We start from the raw sequence: 25415 nt of genomic DNA on the forward strand, positions 1-25415 counted from the left end.
TAAATTATAGGGCTGTGGTAAGCACATAAGCCCCCTTGTAGGGCAAATTTACGGATTCGTCCCAGAGGAACTCCGTCCCCGTAAGGACTTCGCGGAGCTTTGCGCCGGCCAGGCCAAGTTCTGCAAAGCGACGGGTATCCAGGGTCACAGGCGTGTCGTTCTTATTCAACAACAGGAGGACCGTCTCCGATTCCAGCCTGCGCGCCAAAACATAAATACCGTCCTCCGGGGCAAAATGGAGGGTTGCCCCGGAATGGATAGCCGGGCTTTCCCGCCGGTACCGCAACAGGTTCCGGAGTTTGGATTGCATGCCTTTCTGGGACGGTTTCAGTCCCTTCCCGGTAAAGGCATCAACCCGGTCGCCTTCCCACCCACCCGGGAAATCCGTGCGGATGCGCCCGTGGTCCCCGGGCTTGTCCGAGTTGCTCATCAGTATTTCGGTCCCGTAATAAACCTGGGGGGTCCTCGGTGCTGTCAGGACAAAGGCCAGGGCCATCTCGGTCAGGGGAACCGATTCGCCCAGCTGGGTATGGATCCGGTCCATGTCGTGGTTATCCCCGAAGAACAGCAGGTCCTCCGGGCGGGCGTAATGGAAGTCGTTGGCCAGGCCTTCATAGAGCAGGTTCAGGCCGCTGTCCCAGTTTTCGTCAGTTGTAAGGGCCTCCACCAGGGTGCGCTGCAGCGGGAAATCCATCGTACTCCTCAGGTAGGAGCGATACCCATCCCGGTTCCGGGCGCCATCCTGCCAGTAGCCCACAAGGAGGGGGTTGTAGCTCCACTCCTCCCCGACAATATTGAAATTCGGGTATTCTGCCATGACCGAACGGGCCCAGCGCGCCATGAATTCCTTTGAGGGATAGGGATAGGTATCCTGGCGGATGCCCCCGAGGCCGAGGGTTTCGACCCACCAGATGCTGTTCTGTATCAGGTAGTTTGCCAGGAAGGGGTTGTCCTGGTTCAGGTCCGGCATGGTAGGCACAAACCAGCCCCGGTCCATCAGCTCGCGGTCCGCCACCGAGGCGTAGCGATCCTGGTTCACCGTCCGACGGTGGTTGGTCACCTCGGGCCGTTCCCCTTCCTTCCAGGAATCCTGGAAGTGCACCCAGTCCGCAAAGGGGAGGTCCTCCATCCACCAGTGGGAGACGCCGATATGGTTTACCACCTGGTCCATGATGATTTTTACACCCCGTTTACGGGCTTCTTCCGCCAGTTCCAGGTATTCGGCCAGGCTGCCGAACCGGGGGTCCACCCCATAGAAATCGGTGATCGCATACCCGTGGTAGGAGGAGGACGCCATGTCGTTGGTCAGCAGCGGGCTGGGCCAGATGGCGGTAAATCCCATATCCGCAATGTAATCCAGGTGTTCGGTAATCCCCCGGATATCCCCTCCGTGTCTCGCATAGTCGTGCCCGCGGTCGACGCCCGTCTCCCGCATGCCCGGAACCGAATCGTTGGCCGGGTCTCCGTTCGCAAAGCGATCCGGGGTGATCAGGTAGAGGACATCCCCCGGGCCAAAACCCTGGTACGCCTCCCCGGGGCGTACCCGCTGCAGGAACGGGAATTCGATGCCCATGGGCTGGCTGCCGCTTTTGGAGAGCCGCAGGGTAGCCGTGCCGGGGCGGAGTTCAGGCCCGAGAACAAGGTCCAGGAACAGGTAGTTCGGGCTGTCACCCGGATGGGAAGCCACCAGTTGCAGGCCGGGGTAATCGGTATCGGCGGTATAGGCCGAAAGGCCGGGGCCATACAGCATCAATTGCAGCGTATCCGCCTGCATCCCTGCCCACCAGTTGGGGGGCTCCACGCGGAGTTGTGCTTGAAGGTCTCTGTGGCTGGCCATAAATAAAATAAGGATCAGAGCCAGTGGCAGGCTGACGGGATTTCCGCGGCTCGCCATCGGATCAGGGGGTGGTGGCTTTCCCGGGGGTCAGCACTACCCGTTTGCCATTCACCCGGATAGACATCTCTTCCTTCCCGTCGAGTTCAAAGCTGGTTTTGTCAGGGGCCACGGTCACCTTGATGATCCTGTGACGGAAATTGATCTTGAAGGAATAGGACTTCCATTGCCGGGGAATCCTGGGGCTGAATGACAATTTGTCGTCCACGATCCGCATCCCGCCAAATCCTTCCACGATGCTCATCCAGGTACCCGCCATGGAGGTAATATGCAGCCCCTCGTGCACTTCCTTGTTGTAATCGTCCAGGTCCAGGCGCGAGGTCCTGAGGTAAAATGTATAGGCCTGCTCCATCCGGCCCAGGCGCGCAGCCTGTATGGAATGCACGCAGGGGGACAGGGACGACTCGTGGACCGTAAACGGTTCGTAGAAATCAAAGTGGCGCTCCAGCTGGTCCAGGGTAAAGTCATCCTCAAAGAAGTAAAAGCCCTGTAGGGTATCTGCCTGTTTGATATAGGGGGACCTCAGGATGCGGTCCCAGCTCCATTTCTGGTTGATGGGGCGTTCCTTCTTGTCCAAATCCTTCACGGTAATCAGTTCCTTGTCCAGGAAGCCGTCCTGCTGGAGGTAGATTCGGTGCTCCTCGCTGTAGGGCAGGTAGAGGTTGTCCGCCACCTTTTTCCAGCCTGAGGTCTCCTGGGGCGTGAGTTTGGTAATCCCAATGATCCGGTCGTAGTCTTCCGGGTAGCCGTCCCTGACCTTGGCCAGCTGCTCCAGCGTCCAGCGGATACACCAGCGGGCCGAATAATTGGTATACCAGTTGTTGTTGACGTTGTTCTCGTATTCGTTGGGCCCGGTTACCCCCAGGATCACGTATTTCTTCTTCAGGTTGGAAAACGAGGCGCGCTGGTGCCAGAACCGGGCGATGCCGATCAGCACTTCCAGGCCCATTTCCGGTATGTAGCTGTAATCGCCCGTATACCGATAGTAGTTGAAGATGGCAAAGGCAATGGCACTGTTGCGGTGGATCTCTTCGAAGGTAATTTCCCATTCGTTGTGGCATTCCTCCCCGTTCATGGTGACCATCGGATAGAGGGCCGCCCCGTTTTTAAAGCCAAGTTTCCGGGCATTCTCAATGGCCTTCTCCAGGTGGTTGTACCGGTATTTGAGCAGTTTCCGCGCCACTTGCTGGTCCTTGGTCGCCATATAAAAGGGAATGCAGTAAGCTTCGGTGTCCCAGTAGGTACTCCCCCCGTATTTCTCGCCCGTAAAGCCTTTGGGTCCGATATTGAGCCGGGAGTTGCGGCCTGTATAGGTCTGGTTCAGGTGCAGGATGTTGAAGCGGATCCCCTGCTGGGCCCTGACGTCTCCTTCAATGGTAATGTCGCTCATTTCCCAGATCCGTGCCCAGGCGTCCTGCTGGGCTTGTTTAAGCCCGTCGAAGCCCATGGCCAGCACCTTGTCCAGCGCCTGGTCGGCAGCTTTCCGCAAGGCGTCCTTCGGGTGATTCAGGTCGGCGGCATACCCGCCGAATTTGAAAAGGGTCAGGGTTTGTCCCTCACCCACCTCCACGGCATAGCGGTGCCCGATGCGTGTGTCGGTCCGGAGGGTCTCCGCCCCGATCTCGAGGAGGTCGCCGTCCAGTTCCAGGGCCGCATGCATAAAGGTGCAGGTGTTGAAGTGCGTTTTCAGGGTTCGGGCTTTGATATAGGCGCGCGGCCCTTCAGAATCGACCGCCTGTATCTCCCAGAACGGGTCGTCCCAGTTGGTATCCTCATTGGTGATCCCTCCGTCCAGGTAAGGTTCCATGTGAATGGTCGCCTTCCTGTTCAGGGGGCGTACGGCGTACCGGATCGCACCTGTCTCGTCGATTTCCATCGAAAGGAAGCGGGTAACTTCCACGGCCACTTCCACCCCGTTTTTCAGGGTTGCCTCAAAGGATCGGTAGTACACCCCCTCCTTCATGTTCAGTTCCCGGCGGAATGCCTTGACTTCCCTGCAAGCCGCGAGGTCCAGGGGCTCCCCGTCCACGGATATGTCGATCCCGATCCAGTTCGGCGCATTGAGGACCTTGGCAAAATACTCCGGGTAACCGTTTTTCCACCAGCCCACACGGGTCTTGTCGGGATAGTACACCCCGCCAATATAGCTTCCCTGGAAGGTCGCCCCCCCGTACTGTTCTTCAAAATTGGCCCGTTGGCCCATGGCACCATTGCCAAGACTGAAAAGGCTCTCCGACGATTCTACCCGCTCCGGTTCAAAACCTTCTTCGATGATCGACCACGCATCGGGTACGATATAATCCTGATTCATGTTATTTGTTTAGTTTGTTTACTGCCCCGCGGAAAGCAGGCCGCGGATATATTCCAGGTCAATTTCCGTAAAATCTGTGAAGACGCGATCGGCCTCGGTGAGCACTCCCGGGTCCCCTATGCCAATACTCATCATTCCTGCAGCATTGGCCGCCTCGATCCCCGCCAAAGCATCTTCAAAAACCACGCAGCGCTCCGGGGGCACCCCTAGCCGCTCCGCCGCCAACAGGAAAACCTGGGGGTCGGGCTTGGCCCTGACCACCTCATTCCCGTCAACGATGGTTTCAAAATACGACAACAAGCCCACTTTTTCCAGGATCGGCCGGGCATTTTTACTGGCCGACCCGAGGGCCATGGGCACTTCCCGCTCCAGGAGGTAATCCAGGACCTTATGCACATCGGGCAGGATCTCGGAAGCATCCATCTGTTTAATGTAAGACAGGTAGTCCTCGTTCTTTTCCTTCAGCCAGGTATCGAATTGCCCGGCCGATACGCTGAGTCCGCCCATTTCCAGCAGGATTTCCAGGCAGCGCTTCCGGCTGACGCCCTTGAAACGCTCGTTGTCCTCCTCGCTAAAGGGGATCCCCAGCTCATCGGCCAGGTGTTTCCAGGCCAGGTAGTGGTATTTGGCAGTGTCGACGATTACGCCGTCCAGGTCAAAGATAAATCCCTCCATGGGCAAATGGGTCACTTTTAAGGTTCCTGCAAAATGCAGGGACGCCTGCCAAATATAGAAAGGAAATCTTTTCTGCCGCAGCCCGGGGCCAAAATGCCCGGTCAGGTTCGGAGGAGGGCCGACTCCCTTTCGATGAGGGTTACCGGAATTACTTCGGTGCGGTAGTTGTCCTCATCCGTTTCGTCGTATTCCCGCTCCACTTTCCCGATCAGCAGGGCGGCGGCCGTTTCGCCCATTTGTTCCCCATGCTGGTCTACCGTGGTGAGCGAAGGGCTGGAATAGCGGGAAAGGATGCCGTCCGTAAAGCCGATAAAGGAGATGTCTTCAGGTACCCGCCGCCCCAGTTGCTGTGCCAGTCGCATCCCGCGGATCGCAAAGATTTCGTTTACGCAGACCACCGCATCCACCTCCGGGTGCCTTTTGAGAAACGCCTCGCTGAAACCCTCATCCTCGAACTGGAAGGGCAGCCTGAGGATCAGGTCCGCGTTTACGGGGATCCCGTTTGCCTCAAGTGCCTTCCTGTAGCCGGATTCCCTTTTGGCACTGACATTCAGGTAACTCTCCGTGGTGAAAAGGGCAATGCGTTTCCTCCCGGCGCGCAACAGCCTTTGGGTGACTTCCCGGCCGGCAGCTTCATCGTCGATGATCACCCTGTCGCAGGTGATTTCCTCGGTGACCCGGTCGAACAGGACCAGGGGGATCCCCTGGTTGGTTACCTCCCGCAGGTGGTTGAAATCGTTCCGCATCTGGGTTTCGGCCGAGAGCGCCATGATGAACCCGTCAATACTTCCATTGGCCAGGAGTTCCATATTGATAACCTCCTTGTCGAAGGATTCGTCTGAGACACACACGATCACGTTGTAGCCCCGGGCATTGGCATATTTTTCAATCCCGCGGAAAACAGTGGTAAAGAAATGGTGGACGATGTCCGGGATGATCACCCCGATATTCTTGGTCCTTTTGTTCTTCAGGCTGATGGCAATGTTATTCGGCTTGTAGTTGTAGAGCCGGGCAAAGGCCTGGACCTTTTCCCTGGTGTCCGTGCTGATCTCCTCGCTGTTCTTGAGCGCCTTGGAAACCGTGGAAATCGAAACATCGAGTTCCCTGGCAATATCCTTTAAGGTGATTTTATGTTTCACGTGGTAGTGTTGACACAGGATAACCCGTCAAGGTAGCCAATAAATCCATAAGGTAAAACTTCTGATGCCGGGAGTTTTCCACAGCGATTTTCCCAAAGTATTAATGAATTGTAAACGGATGCAAAAAATTGTATATTTGTTGGCGCATCTCGAAAACACGCACCCTCACAATGCGGGATGTATAATTAAACCAACCAATAATTATTACATTCGCATTTATCAAAGTTATTAACACGAAACCGTTTTCGCAGTTGATAAGGACCGTGTTTTTGGGCGATTAACAAATTTTTTACATATTTTAACCCCTTGAATTGAATTAACTAAACTTAAAAATCCACTATCTATGAAGATTACGTTACTGAAGAGCTTGCTGCTCGTGGGGGCATTTCTATGTTTCGGCGTGGCTCAGGCCCAAGAAGTATCAGGTACTGTTTCTGATGCGACCGGACCCCTTCCAGGGGCTAGTGTTGTGGTAAAGGGAACAACCACTGGTACACAAACGGATTTTGACGGGAACTATACCCTGGATGGAGTTGACGGCGATGCCGTGCTGGTGTTCAGCTACATCGGCTACGCCACCCAGGAAGTGCCGGTCAACGGTCGTTCCACCATCAATGTAACGATGGAGGAAGATGCTCAGGCTCTGGACGAAGTTGTAATCATCGGGTACGGTCAGACTACCGTTAAGGATGCGACCGGATCGGTGACTGCAGTAACTTCTGAAGACTTCAACGGCGGGGTAATCTCCTCCCCGGAACAATTGATCCAGGGTAAAACTGCCGGGGTGAACATCTCCGAAACAAGCGGGGAGCCCGGTGCCGGCATTCAGGTAAACATCCGTGGATCCAACTCCGTGCGCGGTAACAACGCGCCACTCTTCGTGGTTGACGACGTACCGCTTTTCGGTCAGAATACCGATGCCCAGGGGGATTCCGGACAGGGTGGAAGCGACGTGGGTAACCCGTTGAACTTCCTAAACCCGAATGACATTGAAAGCATCAGTATCCTGAAGGATGCCTCCGCAACGGCCATTTACGGGTCGCGGGGAGCCAACGGTGTGGTCATCATCACCACCAAAAGCGGACGGAAGGCCGCGGGTGGCAAAATTGAGTGGAATTCGAATTTGAGCATGGCTACTCCCGTTCGGGAGTACAATTTGTTGAACCGGGAGCAATTCCTCGATGCGGTTGAACTCTACGGAGGGGACCGCAATGGGGTCGATTTCGGAGGCAATACGGACTGGCAGCAACTGGTCCTTCGCTCAGCGGCTTCATCCAACCACAACCTGGCGTATTCACGGGCCTATGGATCCGGCAACGTCCGGGCGACCTTCGGGTACCAGAAGCAATTCGGGGTGGTGGAAAAATCCGAATTCGAACGGATTACCGGGAGGATCAACCTGAACCAGCTCTTTTTTGACGACAAGCTCATCTTCGGGCTTCAGGCATCCATTTCCCGTATCAACCGCGAACAGCCTCCCCTTGCATCGGGAGCCGGTTTCCAGGGGGATGTCCTCGGGGCAGCCTATTCGGCCAACCCGACCTGGCCCGCCAATCAAGATTTTAACCCCGGTGGAAACCTCATCAATCCACTTAACTATCTGAACTCTACCCAGAATATCACTAACACGGACCGGGTACTTATCAATGGTTCCGTCGAATACAAGTTTACGCCGGAACTGCGGGGTAAGGTCAATTTGGGATATGACAAATCCGAAAGCGAGAATACATCGGTGCTGAATTCCAACCTTCAGATCATCGGTATCTCCGGGAATGGATTTGGAACCTATAATATTCTGGACCGGGAAAACAAGACGCTAGAGGCAACGCTGTCCTATGCCAAGCAATTTGACAACTCCAATTTGGACGCCCTGGTCGGTTACGCCTATCAGGATTTCCGCACCGTAGGAAGAAATGCTGCGGGACGCGGGTTCTCACGCTCGGAACTAAATGGAATGGGTGAGACGCTCAGGAATACCGTCAATACCATAGCCGGTCTAATTCCGGGATCCTACCAGCAATTCTATTATGGCACAAACACAGGCAACCTGGTTGTGAACCGCCTGTTCGACGCACAGGGTCAGCCGAACGCTGTAACCGAAACCCTGGGTGATGTTGGGTTCGAAAAAGGGATACAGGCAATCGTCGCTGATAATTATGACAACACGGACGAATTGCAGTCTTTCTTTGGACGGGTAAATTACAGTATCGCCGGCAAGTACCTCTTTACAGCTACCATGCGGGCGGACGGGTCTTCCCGTTTTGGCCCCGAAAACCAGTACGGGTACTTCCCTTCCGGTGCATTTGCCTGGCAGATAGGCGAAGAGGACTTCATCGGGGAGAGCATCTCTACGCTGAAACTTCGTCTCAGTGCGGGTATTACAGGTAACCAGGACGGACTGGGCTACGGAAACTTCGTAGCGCGCCAGCGTTTTGCCGGATTGGGCATCAATAACGACAATACGGTGAACGGAAGTGGTTTATCGATCGTCGCTACGGATGTGCCGGACCTGAAGTGGGAGTCAACCGTCAACTTCAACGTCGGTCTGGATTTCGGATTCAACAATGACCGGTTCAACGGTAGCATCGATGTCTACCAGAATACGACGCAGGACCTGCTGCTGCAGACTCCGCCGGCTGCCCCGTCGACCAACCCTTTCCAGTTTGGAAATGTGGATGCCGAAGTGGTTAACCAGGGGGTTGAATTGGCCCTGTCATACGATTTTGTACAATCCGAGGACTTTAATATGAGCGCCTCTTTCAATATTGCCTACAACGACAATGAGATCCAGAATTTCGACGGATCCATCAATACGGGGGCTATTAACGGACCTGGTCTTTCAGGGGCCTTTGCCCAGCGTTTCGAAGCCGGGCAGTCGCTCTTTGCCTATTACATGGCGGAGTTCACCGGCTTTGATGCCGATGGCAACCCGCAGTATGTGGATGTAGACGGCAACGGTGTCGGTGACCCGGATTCAGACAAGAAGTTTACCGGCGAAGATGCGCTTCCGGATGTAACTTCGGGCCTTAGCCTGAATGCCAGCTATAAGAACTGGGACTTCGGTGCCTTCTTCAGCGGGCAGTTCGGATTCTCCGTCTACAACAACACGGCGAACTCCTTTTTCAACGCGGGTCAGTTGACCACTTCCCGTAACGTTACGCAAAGCGTAGTTGCCAGTGGTGAGAACGGTGCGGCATCCACTGCCGTATCCACCCGCTTCCTGGAAAAAGGTGATTTTGTCCGCTTTCAGAACGCAACCATTGGCTATAATGTGCCTCTAAGTGGTGAAGGGTTCTTCGATACTATGCGTTTCTCCCTGACGGGTCAGAACCTGGCCCTCTGGACGGATTACAGTGGTATCGATCCGGAAGTAACCGTAGCAACCGGCCAGCTCGGTTCCGGAGTTCCTTCCCGCGGTATCGACTGGGCTGCGTTCCCAAGGCCGCTTACAGTAACCTTTGGCATTAATGCCTCCTTTTAAATAAAAAAATTGTATATCATGAAAAGATATCATCTCAAATATTTCTTAACTCTAATTGCGGTTGCCGGCCTCAGTGCCTGTACCAACCTGGAGATCGAGGAAACCGACTCATTTATCTCTGAAGGTTTCCAGGGGATCCAGGAACCCGCCTCTGCCCTGAGCCAGCTCTACAACCAGGTAGACGGCGCACTGGGTGACCAGGCGAATACCTTTGCCCTGAACGAAGTAACCACTGACGAACAGCTCGTACCCACGCGGGGTGCCGACTGGGGAGACAATGGTCGCTGGCGGAAACTCCACCAGCACGAATGGGGCCTGGAAGAGACCGACATCATCACCCCGTTTGACCAGTGGAATGCCAACCAGCTGTTGGCTTCGCAAATCCTGGATGACCGGAGTAACGCCTCACCGGATGTCGCTGCCCAGGCGCGCTTCCTCAGGGCCTTTAGTATGTATTTGGTCCTGGACCTCTACGGACAGGTACCTTATCGGGATGTTACCCTGTCTTCCTCCGAAGTACCTACAGTTCTTACCGGAGCTGCTGCAGTGGACTTTATTTTGAGCGACCTCGATGCTGCTATTGCCGAATTGCCCGCATTGTCTGCCGGCACGGGCGAACAGAACCGGGCTAGCAAGGCATCCGCAAGGTACCTGAAGGCTAAAGTGCTCCTGAACCGGCATATTTTTGAAAACCAGCTGACTGGCGGGGGCGGAACCCCGAATGCTGCGGATATGCAGGAGGTGGTCAACCTGGTAGACGCTATTGCCGACGATGGTTATGCCCTTCAGGAAGGCTATTTTGAAATTTTCGAAAGCTCTGCTGACACCGAAACCATCTGGTTCGGGGATGCAGCCAATACCGGGAACCGGATCTACAACGGGTTGCACTACAACAATATCGGAGAAGGTGCCGGAGGCTGGAACGGATTCAGTACCCTGGCGGAATTCTACGACCTTTTCGAAGGCGACCCGAATCAAAACCGGTTTGAATCTTCGCTGTTCACCGCCCAGATCGACGGACAGGAAGAGCGCCGCGGTGGTGTGCCTTCCATTGGCGTGCCATTCACCGGAGCTCCGGGAACTTCAGACAAAAACGGTTTTGAACTCGGTTCCGACGTGGGAGTCGGTTTCCTTGTAGGTCAACAGTACGGGGTTGAAGGAAATGCGCTCCAGGACAGGCAGGCCAACCCGCTCGTGTTCTCCCGTGGATTTGTGGACGGAAACGGCCAACCCAGCCTGATCAACAACAGCGAGCGTACGGGGATCCGGGTGATGAAATACCAGGCCCGCTTTGACGGCGCTTTTACGGGCCACGTTATCTGGTTCCGGTATTCTGATGCCCACCTCATGAAGGCTGAAGCCATCCTGAGGGGTGCCAGCGGCGGTGACGCCCTGGCCCTGGTCAATGAGCTTCGCGTACTCCGCGGTGCCACCTTACTGGGTTCCCTCAGCGAGCAGGATCTGCTCGATGAACGCGGCCGGGAACTCTACGTTGAGCACTGGAGGCGGAACGATATGATCCGTTTTGGACAGTACCTGCGCAACTGGGAATTTAAAGGAGATGCGGAAATCGGTAACGCGACCCGGAACCTCTTCCCGATCCCGCTGCCGCAATTGCTGGCAAACCCGAACCTGCAACAGAACCCGGGTTACTAGGGATCAATTGAATCTAATTGTAAAGGCCGCCTTCGGGCGGCCTTTTTTTTATAGAATTCCCGGGTCAAAGCAATTAGTATTAATGATTGATTAATAAGGCTAACAGATGGTTAATGTCTTACAGTTCAACCCCTTGTGGCTGGGCCTTCCAGGCAATATTCCGTAATTTAGCGAGCTGTTCCACAGCGGTTATGAAAAAGATTTACGGCGTAGTACTGGCACTCGTGGCACTGGGCAGTTGTCGGGGAAGGGAAGATTACCTGTTCCGGGAACTGGACCCTTCAGAAACAGGGGTCACCTTTGCCAATACGCTCGCGGAATCCCCCGAACTCAATATCCTGAACTACCTCTATTACTACAACGGGGCCGGGGTGGCTGTGGCCGATTTCAACGGCGACGGGTTGCCGGACCTTTATTTCGTTTCCAACCAGCAAGCCGACGCCCTGTACCTGAACAGGGGCCACCTGCAATTCGAGGATATTACCACCAAAGCCGGGATCCGGAATGACCAGGGGTGGACCACAGGGGTCACCCATGTGGATATCAACGCGGACGGGTTGCTGGACCTGTATGTCTGCAAAGCCTCGGGATATCGTTCCCTGAACGGTCGGAACATGCTGTATGTGAACCAGGGGCCCGACAAGAACGGCATTCCCCGTTTCGAGGAACAGGCGGCAGACTACGGCCTCGACTTCTCCGGCCTGTCCACCCAGGCCGCATTCCTGGACTACGACCTGGATGGAGACCTGGACCTGTTCCTGATGAACCATTCCGTACACCCCAACCGCAACTACGGACGGGGTTCCCAGCGGGAGGGCTACGATGCCCTGTCCGGGGATAGGCTGTTTCGCAATGACGCGGGATCCTTTACCGATGTCAGCCGGGAAGCCGGCATTTTCCAGGGCAAGGCGGGGTACGGCCTGGGATTGAGCGTGGGAGACCTGGACAACGACGGCTACCCGGACATCTATATCGGCAACGACTTCTTTGAGAACGATTACCTGTACATGAACCAGGGCGACGGCAGTTTCCGGGAGGTGATTTCCGGTGACCACTCCCCCATCGGGCATACCACGCATTTCAGTATGGGGAACGACATTGCAGATGTGAACAATGACGGGCTGGCGGATATTATCTCCCTGGACATGTTGCCGGAAGACCTGGTAACTTACAAAACCTCCGGCCTGGAATACGGCTACCCCATCTACCAGCAATACCTGAAGAACGGGTTCTCCCCCCAGTACATGCAGAATACCCTCCAACTGAACGCGGGGGACGGCCATTATTCGGAAATCGGCTTCCTGGGTGGCCTCGCCAGTACCGAATGGTCCTGGGGGACCCTGCTTGCCGACCTGGACAACGACGGCATGAAGGACGTGTTTATTACCAATGGTATCAAGGGGGCCACCAACGACATGGACTATATGAACTTTATCGCGAATGAAGACATACAGCGCCGGATTGACGCGGGCATGTCCGATTCCGATATGCCGCTCACCCGGGAAATCCCCGCCAAAAAAGTGCCGAATTATATCTTCCGCAACACGGGGGAACTCCGCTTCGAAGACATGGCCGGTAAATGGATGCAAACGACCCCTACCTACAGCCACGGCTGCGTCTATGCCGACCTGGACCGGGATGGCGACCTGGACCTGGTGGTCAACCATATGGACCAAACGGCATCCGTATACCAGAATACGCTCTCTGGAAACACCTCCCTCAGGGTGACCTTCAAAGGCGACGCGGGCAATCCATTCGGGATTGGCGCCCGGGTACTCGTCTATTCCGGGCAACAGACCATGGCCCAGGAGAATTTCCCCACCCGGGGATACCTGTCGGCCGTTGCCCCGGAGCTGACCTTTGGCCTGGGTGCTCAGGCCGCCGCCGATTCCCTGCTGGTTATCTGGCCCGGGGGGGCTTTCCAGAGGTTAACCAACCTGCCTGCTGGCGGGAACCTCCTGCTGGACCAGAAAGCTGCGGGTGGGCACTACTACCGGGAGGTAAAATACGGAAAGGCCCCATGGGTGGTGCGCGATAGCCTGATCCCTTTTGTGCACCTGGAAAACCCAACCCTCGACTTTGACCGGGAACCCCTGATCCCGTATGCCTACTCCAACCAGGGCCCGGACCTTTCCATTGTTGATTTTAACCGGGACGGCCTGGACGATGTATTCATCGGCGGGGCAAAACGACAGGCATCCGCCCTGTTCCTGCAGGAAGCAGGCGGGGTGTTTGCCGCAGCATTTGAGAAACTCTTTGAAGAAGATGCCCTGAGCGAGGACACAGCCCATGTATTTTTTGACGCCGACGGGGACTCCTGGCCCGACCTCCTGGTTGCGAGCGGCGGAAATGAGTTCCGACAGGGCGATCCGGTACGGCCACGGCTCTATATGAACCGTGAAGGCATTCCCTTCAGGGACCACAGCGCTTTTGAAGGGGTCGAACTGAATGCCTCCGACCTGGTTATCTTTGACCTGGAAGGGGACGGGGACCCGGATATCCTGATCACCTCCGACGCCGTACCCGGGGCCTACGGGGATGTACCCCGGCATTATGTCCTGGAGAATGATGGAGCGGGGCATTTTACGGATGTCACCGCCCGGCGGTTCCCGGGCCTCCTGGATTTTGGTGCGGTCAGCGCTGCGGTCAGCGGTGACTTTGACGGGGATGGGCAGGCGGAACTCGCTGTCGCCGGACACTGGACCCCGGTCAGCATTTTCAAAAGCCGGGACGGGATATGGCAGCGGGAAAATACCCCGGGCCTTGGAGGGTCGGCCGGGTGGTGGAACACCCTGGAAGCCGTTGACATCGATTCGGACGGGGACCTCGACCTGCTCGGGGGGAACTGGGGGCTGAACAGTAAATTCCGGGCTTCCGCTGAAGCACCCTTGCGCTTGTATCGGAATGACTTTGATGGGAACGGGGCAGCGGAACCCCTTGTCACCTACTACCACAACGGCGTGGAGACCCCATTTGCCTCCCGGGATGAACTGGGAAAGCAAATGCCGTTCCTGAACAAGAAGTTCCGGACCTACAAGGGCTTTGCCGAGGCCTCTTTGGACGACCTCTTCGGGGCGGATGCCCTGGAGCAATCCAGGCAAACGCAAGTCACCGAACTCCGGAGCACCCTGTACCTGAACCAGGGGGACGGGAGTTTCCGGCCACAACCCTTGCCGCGAATTGCCCAGGCTTCGGCCGTTTTTGATATTTTCGTGGACGATTTGGACGGGGATGCCGACCCGGACGTACTGCTGGTGGGCAACCTGTATGAGATCAGCACACAACTCGGCAGGCTGGACGCCCTCAACGGGCTGGTGCTCACCAATGACGGCAAGGGCGGCCTGAGCTGGGCCCCGGAGCTGTCCCTGCCCCTGTCGGGGGCGGCCCGGAAAGTCGATACCCTGAGAGTTGACGGTAAAAAAACCTACATAATCGGCAGGAACGACATGGCTCCTGCCCTGTTTCAAAAAGATGAAAAGTAATATGAGTTATTTAAGATATTTCCTGACTGTTTGGGTTGCCTGTATGCTGGGATGTACCGATGCAGAGACGGAGCCTGCCGCGAAACCCGAGAAGGCTACCCTGTTTACCCTGCTCCCTTCGGACAGTACCGGCATCGACTTTGTCAACCAGGTGGAGAACCAGAAGGATTTCAACATATTCAAGTACCGGAATTTTTATAACGGCGGCGGAGTGGCCCTGGGGGATATCAACAACGACGGACTTACCGACATTTTCCTGACCGGGAACATGGTACAGAACAAACTCTACCTGAACCGGGGTGGTTTCCGGTTCGAGGACATCACCGAATCGGCCGGGGTGGGCGGCAACAAACCCTGGTCTACCGGGGTGACCATGGCCGACATCAACGCCGATGGCCTGCTGGACATCTATGTGAGCAACGCGGGAAACATGGAGGGCAACAACCACGACAACGACCTGTATATCAACAACGGGGACCTGACCTTTACGGAGCGCGCCGCGGAGTTCAACCTGGCTGAGACGGGCTTCAGCACTCACGCCACCTTTTTTGACTATGACAAGGATGGCGACCTGGACGCCTATATCCTCAACAACAGCAATATCCCCGTGAGCAGCCTGGGGTATGCGGAACAACGGGAAGTGCGGGCCCAGGACTGGGAAGGCGTGCCCCATATCTTCCGCGGGGTCGGCGACATGCTCCTACGGAACGACGGGGGGACCTTCACGGACGTAAGCGAGGAGGCAGGGATCTACGGCAGCCTCATCGGATTCGGCCTGGGGGTACTGGTTTCCGATTTCAACCAGGACCTGTATCCCGACATCTACGTCTCCAACGACTTCTATGAACGGGATTACCTCTATATCAACAACCAGGACGGTACGTTTTCCGAGCAAATCAAGGAATGGACAGGCCACCTGAGCCTTTCCGCCATGGGGATCGACATCGGGGACATCAACAACGACGGCCACCAGGACGTATTTATCACCGATATGCTCCCCGAGCCCGAAGAACGGGTCAAATCTGTCATGGAATTCGAGGGTTACAACGTGTACAATCTGAAACAGGGCAAGGATTTTTACCAGCAATACATCCAGAACACACTCCAGCTCAACAACGGCAACGGTTCCTTTTCGGAAGTGGCCTATTTCAGCGGGGTGGATGCCACGGACTGGAGTTGGGCGGGATTGCTGTTCGACATGGACAACGACGGCCTGCGGGATATCTTCGTGACCAACGGGATCAACCACGACCTGACAGACCTGGATTTCGTGGACTTCTTTGCCAATGAGATCATCCAGAAAATGGCCCTTACCGGCAAAAAGGAGTCCATCGATTCCATCATCCAGAAAATGCCGATCAAGCCACAGCCCAATTACGCCTTCCGCAACAACGGGGACATCACCTTTGACAATGCCAATGCCGACTGGGGCTTTGAGATGCCGACCCGTTCCAACGGGGCTGCTTACGGGGACCTGGACAATGACGGGGACCTGGACCTGGTCATCAACAACGTCAACATGCCTGCCTTTGTCTACCGGAATGAAACGGATAACCAGAAAGAAAACCACTACATCCGCCTCCGCCTTAAGGGGCCTGCAAAAAACCCGTTCGGGATCGGGGCTACGGTACGCCTGTTTGCAGGTGACAAGATCCTGGTACAGGAGCTCATCCCTTCCCGGGGTTTTCAGTCCAGCATCGATTATGTCCTGGCCCTGGGATTGGGAGATTCGGACACCGTGGACTCCCTGCGCGTGGTCTGGCCCGACGACCGGACCCAGTTGCTGACAAGCCTGGAAGCCGACCGGGAATGGGTACTCGACCATGCCGAGGCCGGGGATACCTATACGCCCCCCGGACAAAAACCCATAACCCCACTGCTCCGGGAGCTGCCGCTGGCCGGAGTGTCGCCGCACCGGGAAGATGCCTATAACGATTTTGACCACGAGGGGTTGATCTACAGCAAATTGTCGCAGGAGGGCCCTGCCCTGGCCGTGGCCGATGTCAATGGGGATGGAAACGACGATTTCTACCTGGGCGGGGGATCCGGACAGGAAGGGGCGCTCTACCTCCACCAGGGCGGCGGAAAAGTAACCCGGTCCCGGATCCCGGCCTTTGAAACAGACAGCCCCTACGAGGATACGGCTGCCGCCTTCTTCGATGCAGACGGGGACGGCGATCCCGACCTCCTGGTCGCATCCGGGGGGAACCAGGCCGACCAGTACCGGAATTACCGCCCGAGATTATACCTCAATGACGGTAAGGGCAGCTTTACGAAGGCACCCGGGGAATTACCCACCCGCGTCAAGAACATGTCGGTGGTGGCCCCCCAGGATTTTGACCAGGATGGCGATATGGACGTCTTTATCGGTTCCCGGTCTGTGGTGGGGATATACGGGGTCAACCCGGACCACCTGTTCCTGGAAAACGACGGCACTGGACAATTCCGGGATGTTTCCGAACGTGTGGCCAATGACCTGAAAGATGCCGGAATGATTACCGGGGCGGTCTGGGCCGACATGGACGGGGACGGCCGCAACGACCTGGTCACCGTTTCGGACTGGGGTATTCCGGGCATCTACCGGAACAACGGCCGCAGGGTCAGCAAGGTCCCTACTTCCCTGGACAGCCTGGACGGGTGGTGGAGTTCGGTGGCTGCCGCAGACCTGGACGGGGACGGGGACCTGGACCTGGTGCTTGGAAACCAGGGCTCCAACCTGCACTACAAGCCCTCCCCCGGAAAACCCATGAAGATGTGGGTAAACGATTTTGACAGCAACGGTACGCTGGAACAGGTGGTGACCCTCAGCACAGAATCCGGGGATTACCCGCTGCACCAGAAAAAGGAGCTCACTGCCCAGGTGGTCTCCCTGAAAAAGGAAAACCTGAAGGCATCGGTCTACGCCCAGCGCACGATACAGGAATTGTTTCCCCCGGAACTGGTGAGTCGCTCCATCGTAAAATCTTCCCGTATATCAGAGTCGGTGATTGCTATCAATGAAGGAAACGGCTCCTTCCGCATTCAGCCCCTGCCCTCCCGGGTACAACTGTCCTGTATTTGCGGGATCAGCTGCGAAGATATCAACGGGGACGGCAACCTTGACCTGGTCATGGCCGGCAACAATTTTGAATTCAAGCCCCAATTTTCACGCCTTGACGCGGGCTACGGCAACGTACTGCTGGGGAACGGCCAGATGGATTTCCAATGGCAGCCCTACGAAAAAAGCGGCTTCTTTTTGCGGGAAGAAGTGAAATACCTGCAGACCCTGCGCGATGCCGCGGGCAGGCGCTACCTGCTTGCCGCACTAAACGAAAGCCAACCCAGATTGTATGCCCTCAATGACTGACGCCCGATACATAGCTGCCCTACTTATCTTTCTGCTGGCCTCCTGCGGCCAGGGAGGCGACCGCTTTGATGCCCCCCCGGCTTCCAGGACCGGGGTGGATTTTGCCAATACCCTGCAGGAATCCAACGAGCTGAACATCCTGGATTACCTGTACTTCTACAACGGCGGGGGGGTGGCCGTAGGGGATATCAACGGAGACGGCCTGCCGGATATTTACTTCTCCGGCAACCAGGTCAAAAACCGGCTCTACCTCAATGAGGGGGGTATGCGGTTCCGGGACATTACCGAATCGGCGGGCGTGGGGGGCAACAGCACCTGGAATACCGGGGCTGTGATGGCCGATGTAAATGCCGACGGGCTGCTGGATATCTATGTCTGCGCCGTGGTAGGCATCAACGGGTTTACCGGGCACAACGAGTTATTCATCAACAACGGGGACAACACCTTTACCGAAAGCGCGGGGAAATACGGGCTGGATTTTGACACCTTCAGCTCCAATGCCGCCTTTTTTGACTATGACGGGGACGGGGACCTGGACATGTACCTCCTGAACCATGCCGTGCACACACAGGATTCCTACGGGAAGGCCCAGCTGCGCTACGAGCGGAATTACGATACGGGAGACAAGCTGTTGCGCAATGACAACGGCCGGTTTACAGAGGTGAGCGAGGAGGCCGGGATTTTTGGCGGGATCAACGGTTATGGCCTGGGACTCGCCGTTTCCGACTTCAACCAGGACGGCCTCCCCGACCTGTATATCGGAAACGATTTCCACGAGGACGACTACTTCTACCTGAACAACGGGGACGGGACATTCACCGAAAGCCTCCGGGCCTATTTCGGGCACACCAGCCGCTTTTCCATGGGAAGCGACGTGGCGGATATCAACAACGACGGCCGGCCCGACCTCATCTCCCTGGATATGCTGCCCGAAGATGAGGTGCCGCTAAAGTCCTCTGAAGGGGACGATAAACTCCAAACCCAGCAAATGCGGACGGAAGAATATGGCTACTACTACCAGTTCACCCGGAACATGCTGTACGTCAACCAGCCCGATGGCCGCTTCCTGGAGACGGCCCTGATGAGCGGGGTGGCAGCCACGGACTGGAGCTGGAGTGCCCTGTTCGCAGATTACGACCTGGACGGCTACCAGGACCTGTTCATCTCCAACGGCATCCCCAAACGGCCCAACGACCTGGATTTTGTCCGGTTTATCTCCAATGAGCAGATCAGCAACAAAATGGACAATACCCGCCTTGTGGACCAGAAAGCCCTGGACATGATGCCCTCGGGTGCCGTGCACAACTACATCTACCAGGGAGGGGGAGACCTGCAATTCACCGACCGGACCCAGGCATGGATCGGTTTGGACACCACGCTCTCCGGGGCCACCGCCACGGCCGACCTCGACAATGACGGGGACCTGGACCTGGTGATCAGCAATATCAACGGGGAGGCCACCCTGTTGGTAAACCAGAGCCAGGGGGAGAACCATTATCTCAAGCTGCGACTCGAATTTTCAGCGGCCAATCCTTATGGGATTGGAACCAAGGCCTATGCGTATTCAAACGGGGAGGTCCGCTACCGGGAGCTCTACCCGGTGCGCGGGTTCCAGGCCTCTTCGGAGCCCCTGCTGCACTTTGGCTTCCCGAAAGGGGCCAGGCTGGATTCCCTGCGGGTCGTGTGGCCGGACAATCGCTACCAAACCCTGAGACAGCCCGGCCTGGACCAGACACTGACCCTGCGTCCGGAAGCTACCCGCCCCTACCGGGATCCTGCAAAGAAGGGAACCGGACAACCCGTCTTCCGGAAAGTAGCGGGCAACCTGGGCCTGAATTACGCCCACCTCGAAGACCGGTATACCGACTTCAACCGCGAAAAACTCCTGCCGTATAGCCTGGCAGACCGGGGGCCGGCCCTGGCCGCCGGCGACCTGGACGGGGACGGCAGGGAAGATCTGTTCCTGGGCGGGTCCAAACGCATTCCCCCAAAGATCTTCCTGCAGCGTGATACCACCTATGCCGAAGCTGCCCGGGCAGGTTCTGGCTGGACGGGGATCCTGCAGGACAGTGTACAGGAAAACATCGATGCCGCCATCGCCGATTTCAGCGGTGACGGGCGCAATGACCTGATTGTCCTCAACGGGGGGGCCGATTATTTCGGCTCCTCGGAATTCCTGCTGAACGGCTATTACCGGCGGGATGCCGACGGCTTCCTCCGGCAATCGCTTCCGGAGGACTTTGCAAACGCTTCCGTGGTGCGTCCCTATGACGTGGACGGGGACGGCGACCTGGACCTCTTTGTGGGGAACCAGTCCGAAACCGGGGTATTCGGGAAACGTCCGGAATCGTTTTTGCTGATCAACGAGGAGGGGCATTTCAGCCCGGCACCGGAATTTGAAGGGAAACAACTGGGGATGGTGACGGACGCGGTCTGGAGCGACTTCAACGGGGACGGGCAATCCGACCTGATCGTCGTGGGAGAATGGATGGCGCCCCGGTTTTTTGCAAACCGCCAGGGGCGGCTGGTGGAAGAAGCGGTTACTGCCCCCGCCGGGCTCTGGCAGGATATTGCCCCCTTTGACATGGATGGGGACGGGGACCTGGACTATGCGCTGGGTAACTGGGGGTCCAATTCAAAGTTCACCGCTTCCGCGGCCTCCCCGATGCGGCTTTACCTTGGCGACCTGGACGATTCCGGCGCTACCGACCCGGTTGTGGCAACCGCCAAGAAGGGCCGTTACTACCCCCTGGCCGGCCTGGATGAACTGGCATCCCAAATGGTTTTCCTTCGAAAGAAATACCCGAATTACAAAGACTTTGCCGGAAAGACCCTGGAGGAGATCTTCCCCGAAGAACAGCTGGAAAAGGCCGAGATCCTGGAGGTTTCCGAACTGCGTTCGGGTTTCCTGCGCAACGAAGGGGGGCGTTTTGAGTTTGTGGCCTTCCCGCTGGTAATGCAGGTGGCCCCCATCATGGAATTCCTGTCCTTCGATTTTGACGGGGACGGTCAGGAAGAACTCCTGGCCGCGGGGAATTACTTCGGGGTCAAACCCTACCAGGGCCGGTTAGATTCTTTTCCGGGGGCATTGATTGGCGGTGAAAATAAAATACTTTTGGCCAATAGTTCGGGCCTGGACCTGATCCACAAATCCGTCCGGCACCTGGAGATTATCCGGATGGGCCAAACCCCTTACCTGCTGGTGGTATTCAACAATGCCCCGGCGGCAGTTTACGAAATGACAAATACTAAAATAGCATACCCATGAAGACGAGAATTGCACTACTAGCGACCCTGGGCCTCCTGGCACTTTCCTGTGCCAAAAAGACGGAACCCATCGCAATATCAGCGGAGGATTACCACGCCTCGGTAGACAAGGTAACGGAGGTGATGGTCCACGACATCTTCAGCCCGCCCGTCGCCAGCCGGATCTATGTCTACCCGAACATTGCGGCCTATGAAATCATGGCCCTGCAGAATACCGCCTACCAGTCGCTGAGCGGGCAGGTTTCCGGGTTGGGGAACATCCCCGAACCAGCCGACGGTGCCGGGGTGAACTATCCCCTGGCCGCCATGGTTGCCCACATGGACCTGAGCCGGCAGCTGATCTTCTCAGAGGACCGGATTATTGCATTCCGCGACAGCCTGTACGCAGAGTGGGTAGACAGGAACCCGGACGAATTCGAGGTTTCCCGTGATTACGGGATGGAAGTAGCCTCCTATATCGCCAACTGGATGGACAAGGATAACTACAAACAGACACGGACCATGTCCAAATTCACGGTCAACACGGACGAACCCTCCCGCTGGCAACCCACTCCCCCTGCCTATATGGAAGGGATTGAGCCCCACTGGAGCAAGATCCGGACCCTGGTAATCGATTCTGCGGCCCAGTTCAAGCCCGCGCCCCCTGCCCCGTTTTCCATGGAGCCGGGTTCGGATTTCCACAGGGAACTGATGGAGGTCTATGAGGTGGGCAATGCCATCACCGAAAAAGGCGATGAGTCCGAAGAGGTTGCCATTGCCCGTTTCTGGGATTGCAACCCCTATGTCTCGGTGACCCGGGGCCACCTGATGTTCGCCACGAAAAAGATCAGTCCCGGGGCCCATTGGATCGGGATCACGAAAATAGCCTGCCGGAAGGATGGGAGCGACTTTGACAAAACGGTTTTTGCGTATACCAAGACCTCCATGGCCATATTCGACGGCTTTATCAGTTGCTGGGACGAAAAATACCGCAGCAACCTGATCCGGCCGGAAACCCTGATCAACCAGCATATCGACGACAGCTGGAAACCTGTGCTTCAGACCCCGCCCTTCCCGGAATACACCAGCGGCCACAGCGTGGTGTCCGGTGCGGCGGCAACGGCCCTCACCAGTATATTCGGGGACCAGTTCGCCTTTGATGACGACACCGAACTGCCGTACGGGCTGCCGGTGAGGTCGTACGATTCGTTTAACCAGGCCTCGGCCGAAGCGGCCATCAGCCGGATGTACGGGGGTATCCACTACCGTATGGCCATCGAGGTGGGACTGCAGCAGGGGCGTTCCCTGGGCGACTTTGTCGTCGACAACCTCCAGATGACACAGCCGCAGACCGCCATGGCGCAACAGGCGGATTCCGGCCAGTAAATAGCGATAAAACAACCCTGACCAAAAGCTGTAATCGCCAAAAGGTTCAACCAAATGAAAAAAGTATTGCTGCTTGCCGGCCTCCTGATCGTATTGGGGGCCACCGGGTACTTCTTCGTTTACCCTCATGATTATATTGTGCGCTACGAGGCCCCGAGTTTCCCGGGGACCATCAACCAGTCGATCAAGATCTGGAACCTGGAAGTGGGCGCGAAAGGCACAGAGATTCAACAGGAAGACCTGCTGCACCTGGAACAGCAGATCCAGGCTGGTGACTCCGTATTGCGGTGCCGGTGGGAAATCCAACCCCTGACAGCCTCCACCTCCCTGGTGGTAGCCAAATTCAGGGACCGGGACCACAGCCTGGCGAACAAATGGGAGGTGCTTTTCGGGAACAGTACGGTCGAACGGGTCAGTACGCAGCTGGTCCGGGATTTTGCCGAGCGCCTGCAGGCCCATACCGAGGAATTCGAAGTGGAAGTCGTAGGCGAGGCGGAACTGCCTTCCACCTTCTATGCCTATGTGCCCCTGGAAACCTCCCAGCAAGGGAAAGCCGCCGGGATGATGAACAATTATAACCTGCTCTCCGGCATACTGGTCAACAACGGGGTAAGGTTAAACGGGCCACCCATGATTGTGGTGAACCAGTGGGACCGGGAGAAAGACAGCCTGGACTACAATTTCTGCTTCCCGATCATCCGGTCCACCCACCTGCCTGAGAACCCGCTGATCCAATACAAGCGGATCTTCCCGAAAAGGGCCCTCAAGGCTATCTACCACGGAAATTACATCACCTCGGACCGGGCCTGGTACGCATTGATGGACTATGCGGAAAAAAATGGCATCGAAGTGGACCCCGAGCCTGTTGAGGTCTTCTTAAACAACCCGAACATGGGTGGGGATGTCCTGAGGTGGACGGCGGAAATCTACCTGCCTATTAAGGAAACAGGCAGGGCTGCCGGCCCGTGATCGCCTGAAACGCCCCGGAAGAGGTCTCTGACAACCCGGGGCCGCCGCCTTCGCAGGAGACTCCCGGACAGGAACCGTCCCGTCCTTATTTCGCGAATCCGATATAGATCAGTATCACGACCACCACCACGGCCAGGCCCACCTGCTTCACGTATTTGTAAGGGGTAATCTCCACCTGCCGGGTGTATTCCAGCACATAGGGGTCTTTCTTGGGCCTCAGTTTCCCGATCAATAGCATGATCCCCACGTTCAGCAGGAAGAGGATGGCCATGATGTGCAGGTAATGGGGGTAGGCTTCCGCTTCCACCTTGCGCAGGGCGGTCAGGTCGGTAACCCCGGCTTCCCGGGCCGCTTCCAGGGCGGATTCCACCATCCCCGGGCCAATGATGAACTGGCTCAGGATATAGAGTCCCGAACCGAGGAAGATGGCCACCTTGGCTGCAATGGCCGGAACGCGCTGGGTCAGGTACCCCACCACGATGATGGTGAGGATCGGGATGTTGTAGATACCGTTGACCTCCTGCAGGTAATCAAAGATACTCCCGGCGTTTTCGATCACCGGGGCAACCAGCATCGCCGCAAGCGCCAGGATGATCCCGAAGATCTTCCCGTATTTGACGACGGTGGCCTCCGAGGCCTCCCTGTTGATGTGCTGCTTGTAGATGTCGATGCCGAAGAGCGTCACGGAAGAGTTCAGCACGCTGTTGAACGAACTGAGGATGGCCCCGAAAAGCACGGCTGCAAAGAAGCCCACAAGCGGACCAGGCAATACGGCCCGGACGAGTTCCGGATAGGCATCGTTGCTGGAGGCCAGGTTGCCCTCAAAGTAATAGTAGGCGATCATTCCGGGCAATACCAGGATGATCGGGCCGAGGATTTTGATAAAGGATGCCAGCAGGAGGCCCTTCTGCCCCTCTGCCAGGTTTTTGGCCCCGAGGGCCCGCTGGATGATCTGCTGGTTGGTTCCCCAATAAAAGAGCTGCACCAGCATCATCCCCGTAAAAATCGTACTGAAAGGGACTTCCTGATAAAATTCCCCCGTTGAGTCGAAGCGCTCCGGGCTGGAATCGATCAGCGTATTGATTCCATCCATCACGCTGCCGTCCCCGATCGCCATCAGGCCGAAGACCGGTATCATTACCCCGCCGATGAGCAGGCCGATTGCATTGATACTGTCTGAAACGGCTACCGCCTTGAGCCCCCCGAAAACGGCGTAAATAGACCCGACAATGCCGATACCCCAGATACAGATGACGCGGGCGGTTGCTTCAGGGACATTGAGCAGTTCCGCCACATTGAACATCCCGCTGATTGCCACCGACCCTGAATACAGGATCACCGGCAACAGGACCACTACGTAGCCGGTGAGGAAAAGGCCGGAAGTGATGGTTTTGGTGGTGGTGTCAAACCGCTTTGCAAGGAAACCGGGTACGGTGGTAAGCCCCCCCTTCAGGTAGCGCGGCAACAGGAACACGGCCGTGATGACCATGGTGATTGCCGCGAGGGTTTCCCAGGCCATTACAGATAACCCGTCCAGGTATGCGCTTCCATTGAGCCCGACGATCTGTTCGGTGGAAAGGTTGGTGAGCAGGAGGGAACCGGCAATCACCCCGGCGGTCAGGCTCCTGCCACCCAGAAAATACCCATCGGAGGTGGATTCATTGGTTTTGCGGGTGGCTATATAGGAGATAACGGCGACGAGCAGGGTGAAACCCACGAAGGAAAGGATACCGATCATGGCAAATTGGATGGTTTGGTTCAGTATCTAAAAATAGGGGATTAATCATTAACTGCACACCCAAAATCGTTATTCTGGCAGTTGCAGCCGGT

General features: G+C 56.6%; 12 protein-coding genes. 7 read left to right on the forward strand and 5 right to left on the reverse strand.

All coding sequences use genetic code 11. From position 1 onward, the window contains the following. Positions 1 to 4 precede the first annotated feature (4 nt). The 4 genes from H7F20_RS00785 to H7F20_RS00800 all read right to left on the reverse strand — a co-directional run bounded on the left by H7F20_RS00785 (position 5) and on the right by H7F20_RS00800 (position 6019). Positions 5 to 1837: a glycoside hydrolase family 13 protein gene (locus H7F20_RS00785; protein ID WP_185784245.1), complete on the reverse strand. Its 1833-nt coding sequence runs from the start codon at positions 1835 to 1837 to the stop codon at positions 5 to 7. Positions 1838 to 1898: 61 nt separating this feature from the next. Beyond that, entirely contained in the window at positions 1899 to 4205 is a 2307-nt protein-coding gene (locus H7F20_RS00790) for a glycoside hydrolase family 65 protein (protein WP_185784246.1), read from the reverse strand. Positions 4206 to 4223: 18 nt separating this feature from the next. Next, positions 4224 to 4880 carry a beta-phosphoglucomutase gene (pgmB, locus tag H7F20_RS00795; protein ID WP_185784247.1) on the reverse strand — a complete coding sequence of 219 codons (657 nt, stop codon included), beginning with the start codon at positions 4878 to 4880 and terminating at the stop codon, positions 4224 to 4226. Positions 4881 to 4981: 101 nt separating this feature from the next. Further along, positions 4982 to 6019, reverse strand: a complete 1038-nt coding sequence (locus H7F20_RS00800; RefSeq protein WP_185784248.1) for a LacI family DNA-binding transcriptional regulator — start codon at positions 6017 to 6019, stop codon at positions 4982 to 4984. Positions 6020 to 6362: 343 nt separating this feature from the next. On the opposite strand from H7F20_RS00800, the gene H7F20_RS00805 reads away from it, so the two are divergent. The 7 genes from H7F20_RS00805 (at position 6363) to H7F20_RS00835 (ending at position 23585) form a co-directional block, all read left to right on the forward strand. Then, the gene (locus tag H7F20_RS00805; RefSeq protein WP_185784249.1) at positions 6363 to 9500 is read left to right on the forward strand and encodes a SusC/RagA family TonB-linked outer membrane protein; all 3138 of its coding nucleotides are present in this window, start codon (positions 6363 to 6365) and stop codon (positions 9498 to 9500) included. 18 nt (positions 9501 to 9518) lie between these two features. Then, complete coding sequence (locus H7F20_RS00810; protein ID WP_185784250.1) at positions 9519 to 11156, forward strand: RagB/SusD family nutrient uptake outer membrane protein; 1638 nt, start codon at positions 9519 to 9521, stop codon at positions 11154 to 11156. A gap of 191 nt (positions 11157 to 11347) precedes the next feature. Beyond that, positions 11348 to 14638, forward strand: a complete 3291-nt coding sequence (locus H7F20_RS00815) for a VCBS repeat-containing protein (protein WP_185784251.1) — start codon at positions 11348 to 11350, stop codon at positions 14636 to 14638. Position 14639: 1 nt separating this feature from the next. Next, positions 14640 to 17984: a VCBS repeat-containing protein gene (locus H7F20_RS00820; protein ID WP_370588453.1), complete on the forward strand. Its 3345-nt coding sequence runs from the start codon at positions 14640 to 14642 to the stop codon at positions 17982 to 17984. Further along, on the forward strand, positions 17977 to 21252 hold the full coding sequence (locus tag H7F20_RS00825) for a VCBS repeat-containing protein (RefSeq protein ID WP_185785780.1): 3276 nt from the start codon (positions 17977 to 17979) through the stop codon (positions 21250 to 21252). Before H7F20_RS00820 ends, H7F20_RS00825 begins: the two co-directional genes overlap by 8 nt. Then, complete coding sequence (locus H7F20_RS00830) at positions 21249 to 22616, forward strand: vanadium-dependent haloperoxidase (protein ID WP_185784253.1); 1368 nt, start codon at positions 21249 to 21251, stop codon at positions 22614 to 22616. Before H7F20_RS00825 ends, H7F20_RS00830 begins: the two co-directional genes overlap by 4 nt. 54 nt (positions 22617 to 22670) lie before the next feature. After that, on the forward strand, positions 22671 to 23585 hold the full coding sequence (locus H7F20_RS00835) for a GyrI-like domain-containing protein (protein ID WP_185784254.1): 915 nt from the start codon (positions 22671 to 22673) through the stop codon (positions 23583 to 23585). Between the two features lie 85 nt (positions 23586 to 23670). On the opposite strand, the gene H7F20_RS00840 is transcribed toward H7F20_RS00835, so the two are convergent. Beyond that, positions 23671 to 25323, reverse strand: coding sequence for a solute:sodium symporter family transporter (locus tag H7F20_RS00840; RefSeq protein WP_185784255.1), 1653 nt, complete (start codon positions 25321 to 25323; stop codon positions 23671 to 23673). Between the last annotated feature and the right edge of the window lie 92 nt (positions 25324 to 25415).

It is taken from the genome of Robiginitalea sp. SC105, from assembly GCF_014243345.1.
Lineage (GTDB): Bacteria > Bacteroidota > Bacteroidia > Flavobacteriales > Flavobacteriaceae > Robiginitalea.

What these genes read in the sequence shown, in the direction of transcription:
- H7F20_RS00810 (WP_185784250.1), top strand. Translation starts at nt 9,519, where the DNA reads ATGAAAAGATATCATCTCAAATATTTCTTAACTCTAATTGCGGTTGCC.
- H7F20_RS00815 (WP_185784251.1), top strand. Translation starts at nt 11,348, where the DNA reads ATGAAAAAGATTTACGGCGTAGTACTGGCACTCGTGGCACTGGGCAGT.
- H7F20_RS00825 (WP_185785780.1), top strand. Translation starts at nt 17,977, where the DNA reads ATGACTGACGCCCGATACATAGCTGCCCTACTTATCTTTCTGCTGGCC.
- H7F20_RS00820 (WP_370588453.1), top strand. Translation starts at nt 14,640, where the DNA reads ATGAGTTATTTAAGATATTTCCTGACTGTTTGGGTTGCCTGTATGCTG.
- pgmB (WP_185784247.1), bottom strand. Translation starts at nt 4,880, where the DNA reads ATGGAGGGATTTATCTTTGACCTGGACGGCGTAATCGTCGACACTGCC.
- H7F20_RS00830 (WP_185784253.1), top strand. Translation starts at nt 21,249, where the DNA reads ATGAAGACGAGAATTGCACTACTAGCGACCCTGGGCCTCCTGGCACTT.
- H7F20_RS00840 (WP_185784255.1), bottom strand. Translation starts at nt 25,323, where the DNA reads ATGATCGGTATCCTTTCCTTCGTGGGTTTCACCCTGCTCGTCGCCGTT.
- H7F20_RS00805 (WP_185784249.1), top strand. Translation starts at nt 6,363, where the DNA reads ATGAAGATTACGTTACTGAAGAGCTTGCTGCTCGTGGGGGCATTTCTA.
- H7F20_RS00785 (WP_185784245.1), bottom strand. Translation starts at nt 1,837, where the DNA reads ATGGCCAGCCACAGAGACCTTCAAGCACAACTCCGCGTGGAGCCCCCC.
- H7F20_RS00835 (WP_185784254.1), top strand. Translation starts at nt 22,671, where the DNA reads ATGAAAAAAGTATTGCTGCTTGCCGGCCTCCTGATCGTATTGGGGGCC.
- H7F20_RS00790 (WP_185784246.1), bottom strand. Translation starts at nt 4,205, where the DNA reads ATGAATCAGGATTATATCGTACCCGATGCGTGGTCGATCATCGAAGAA.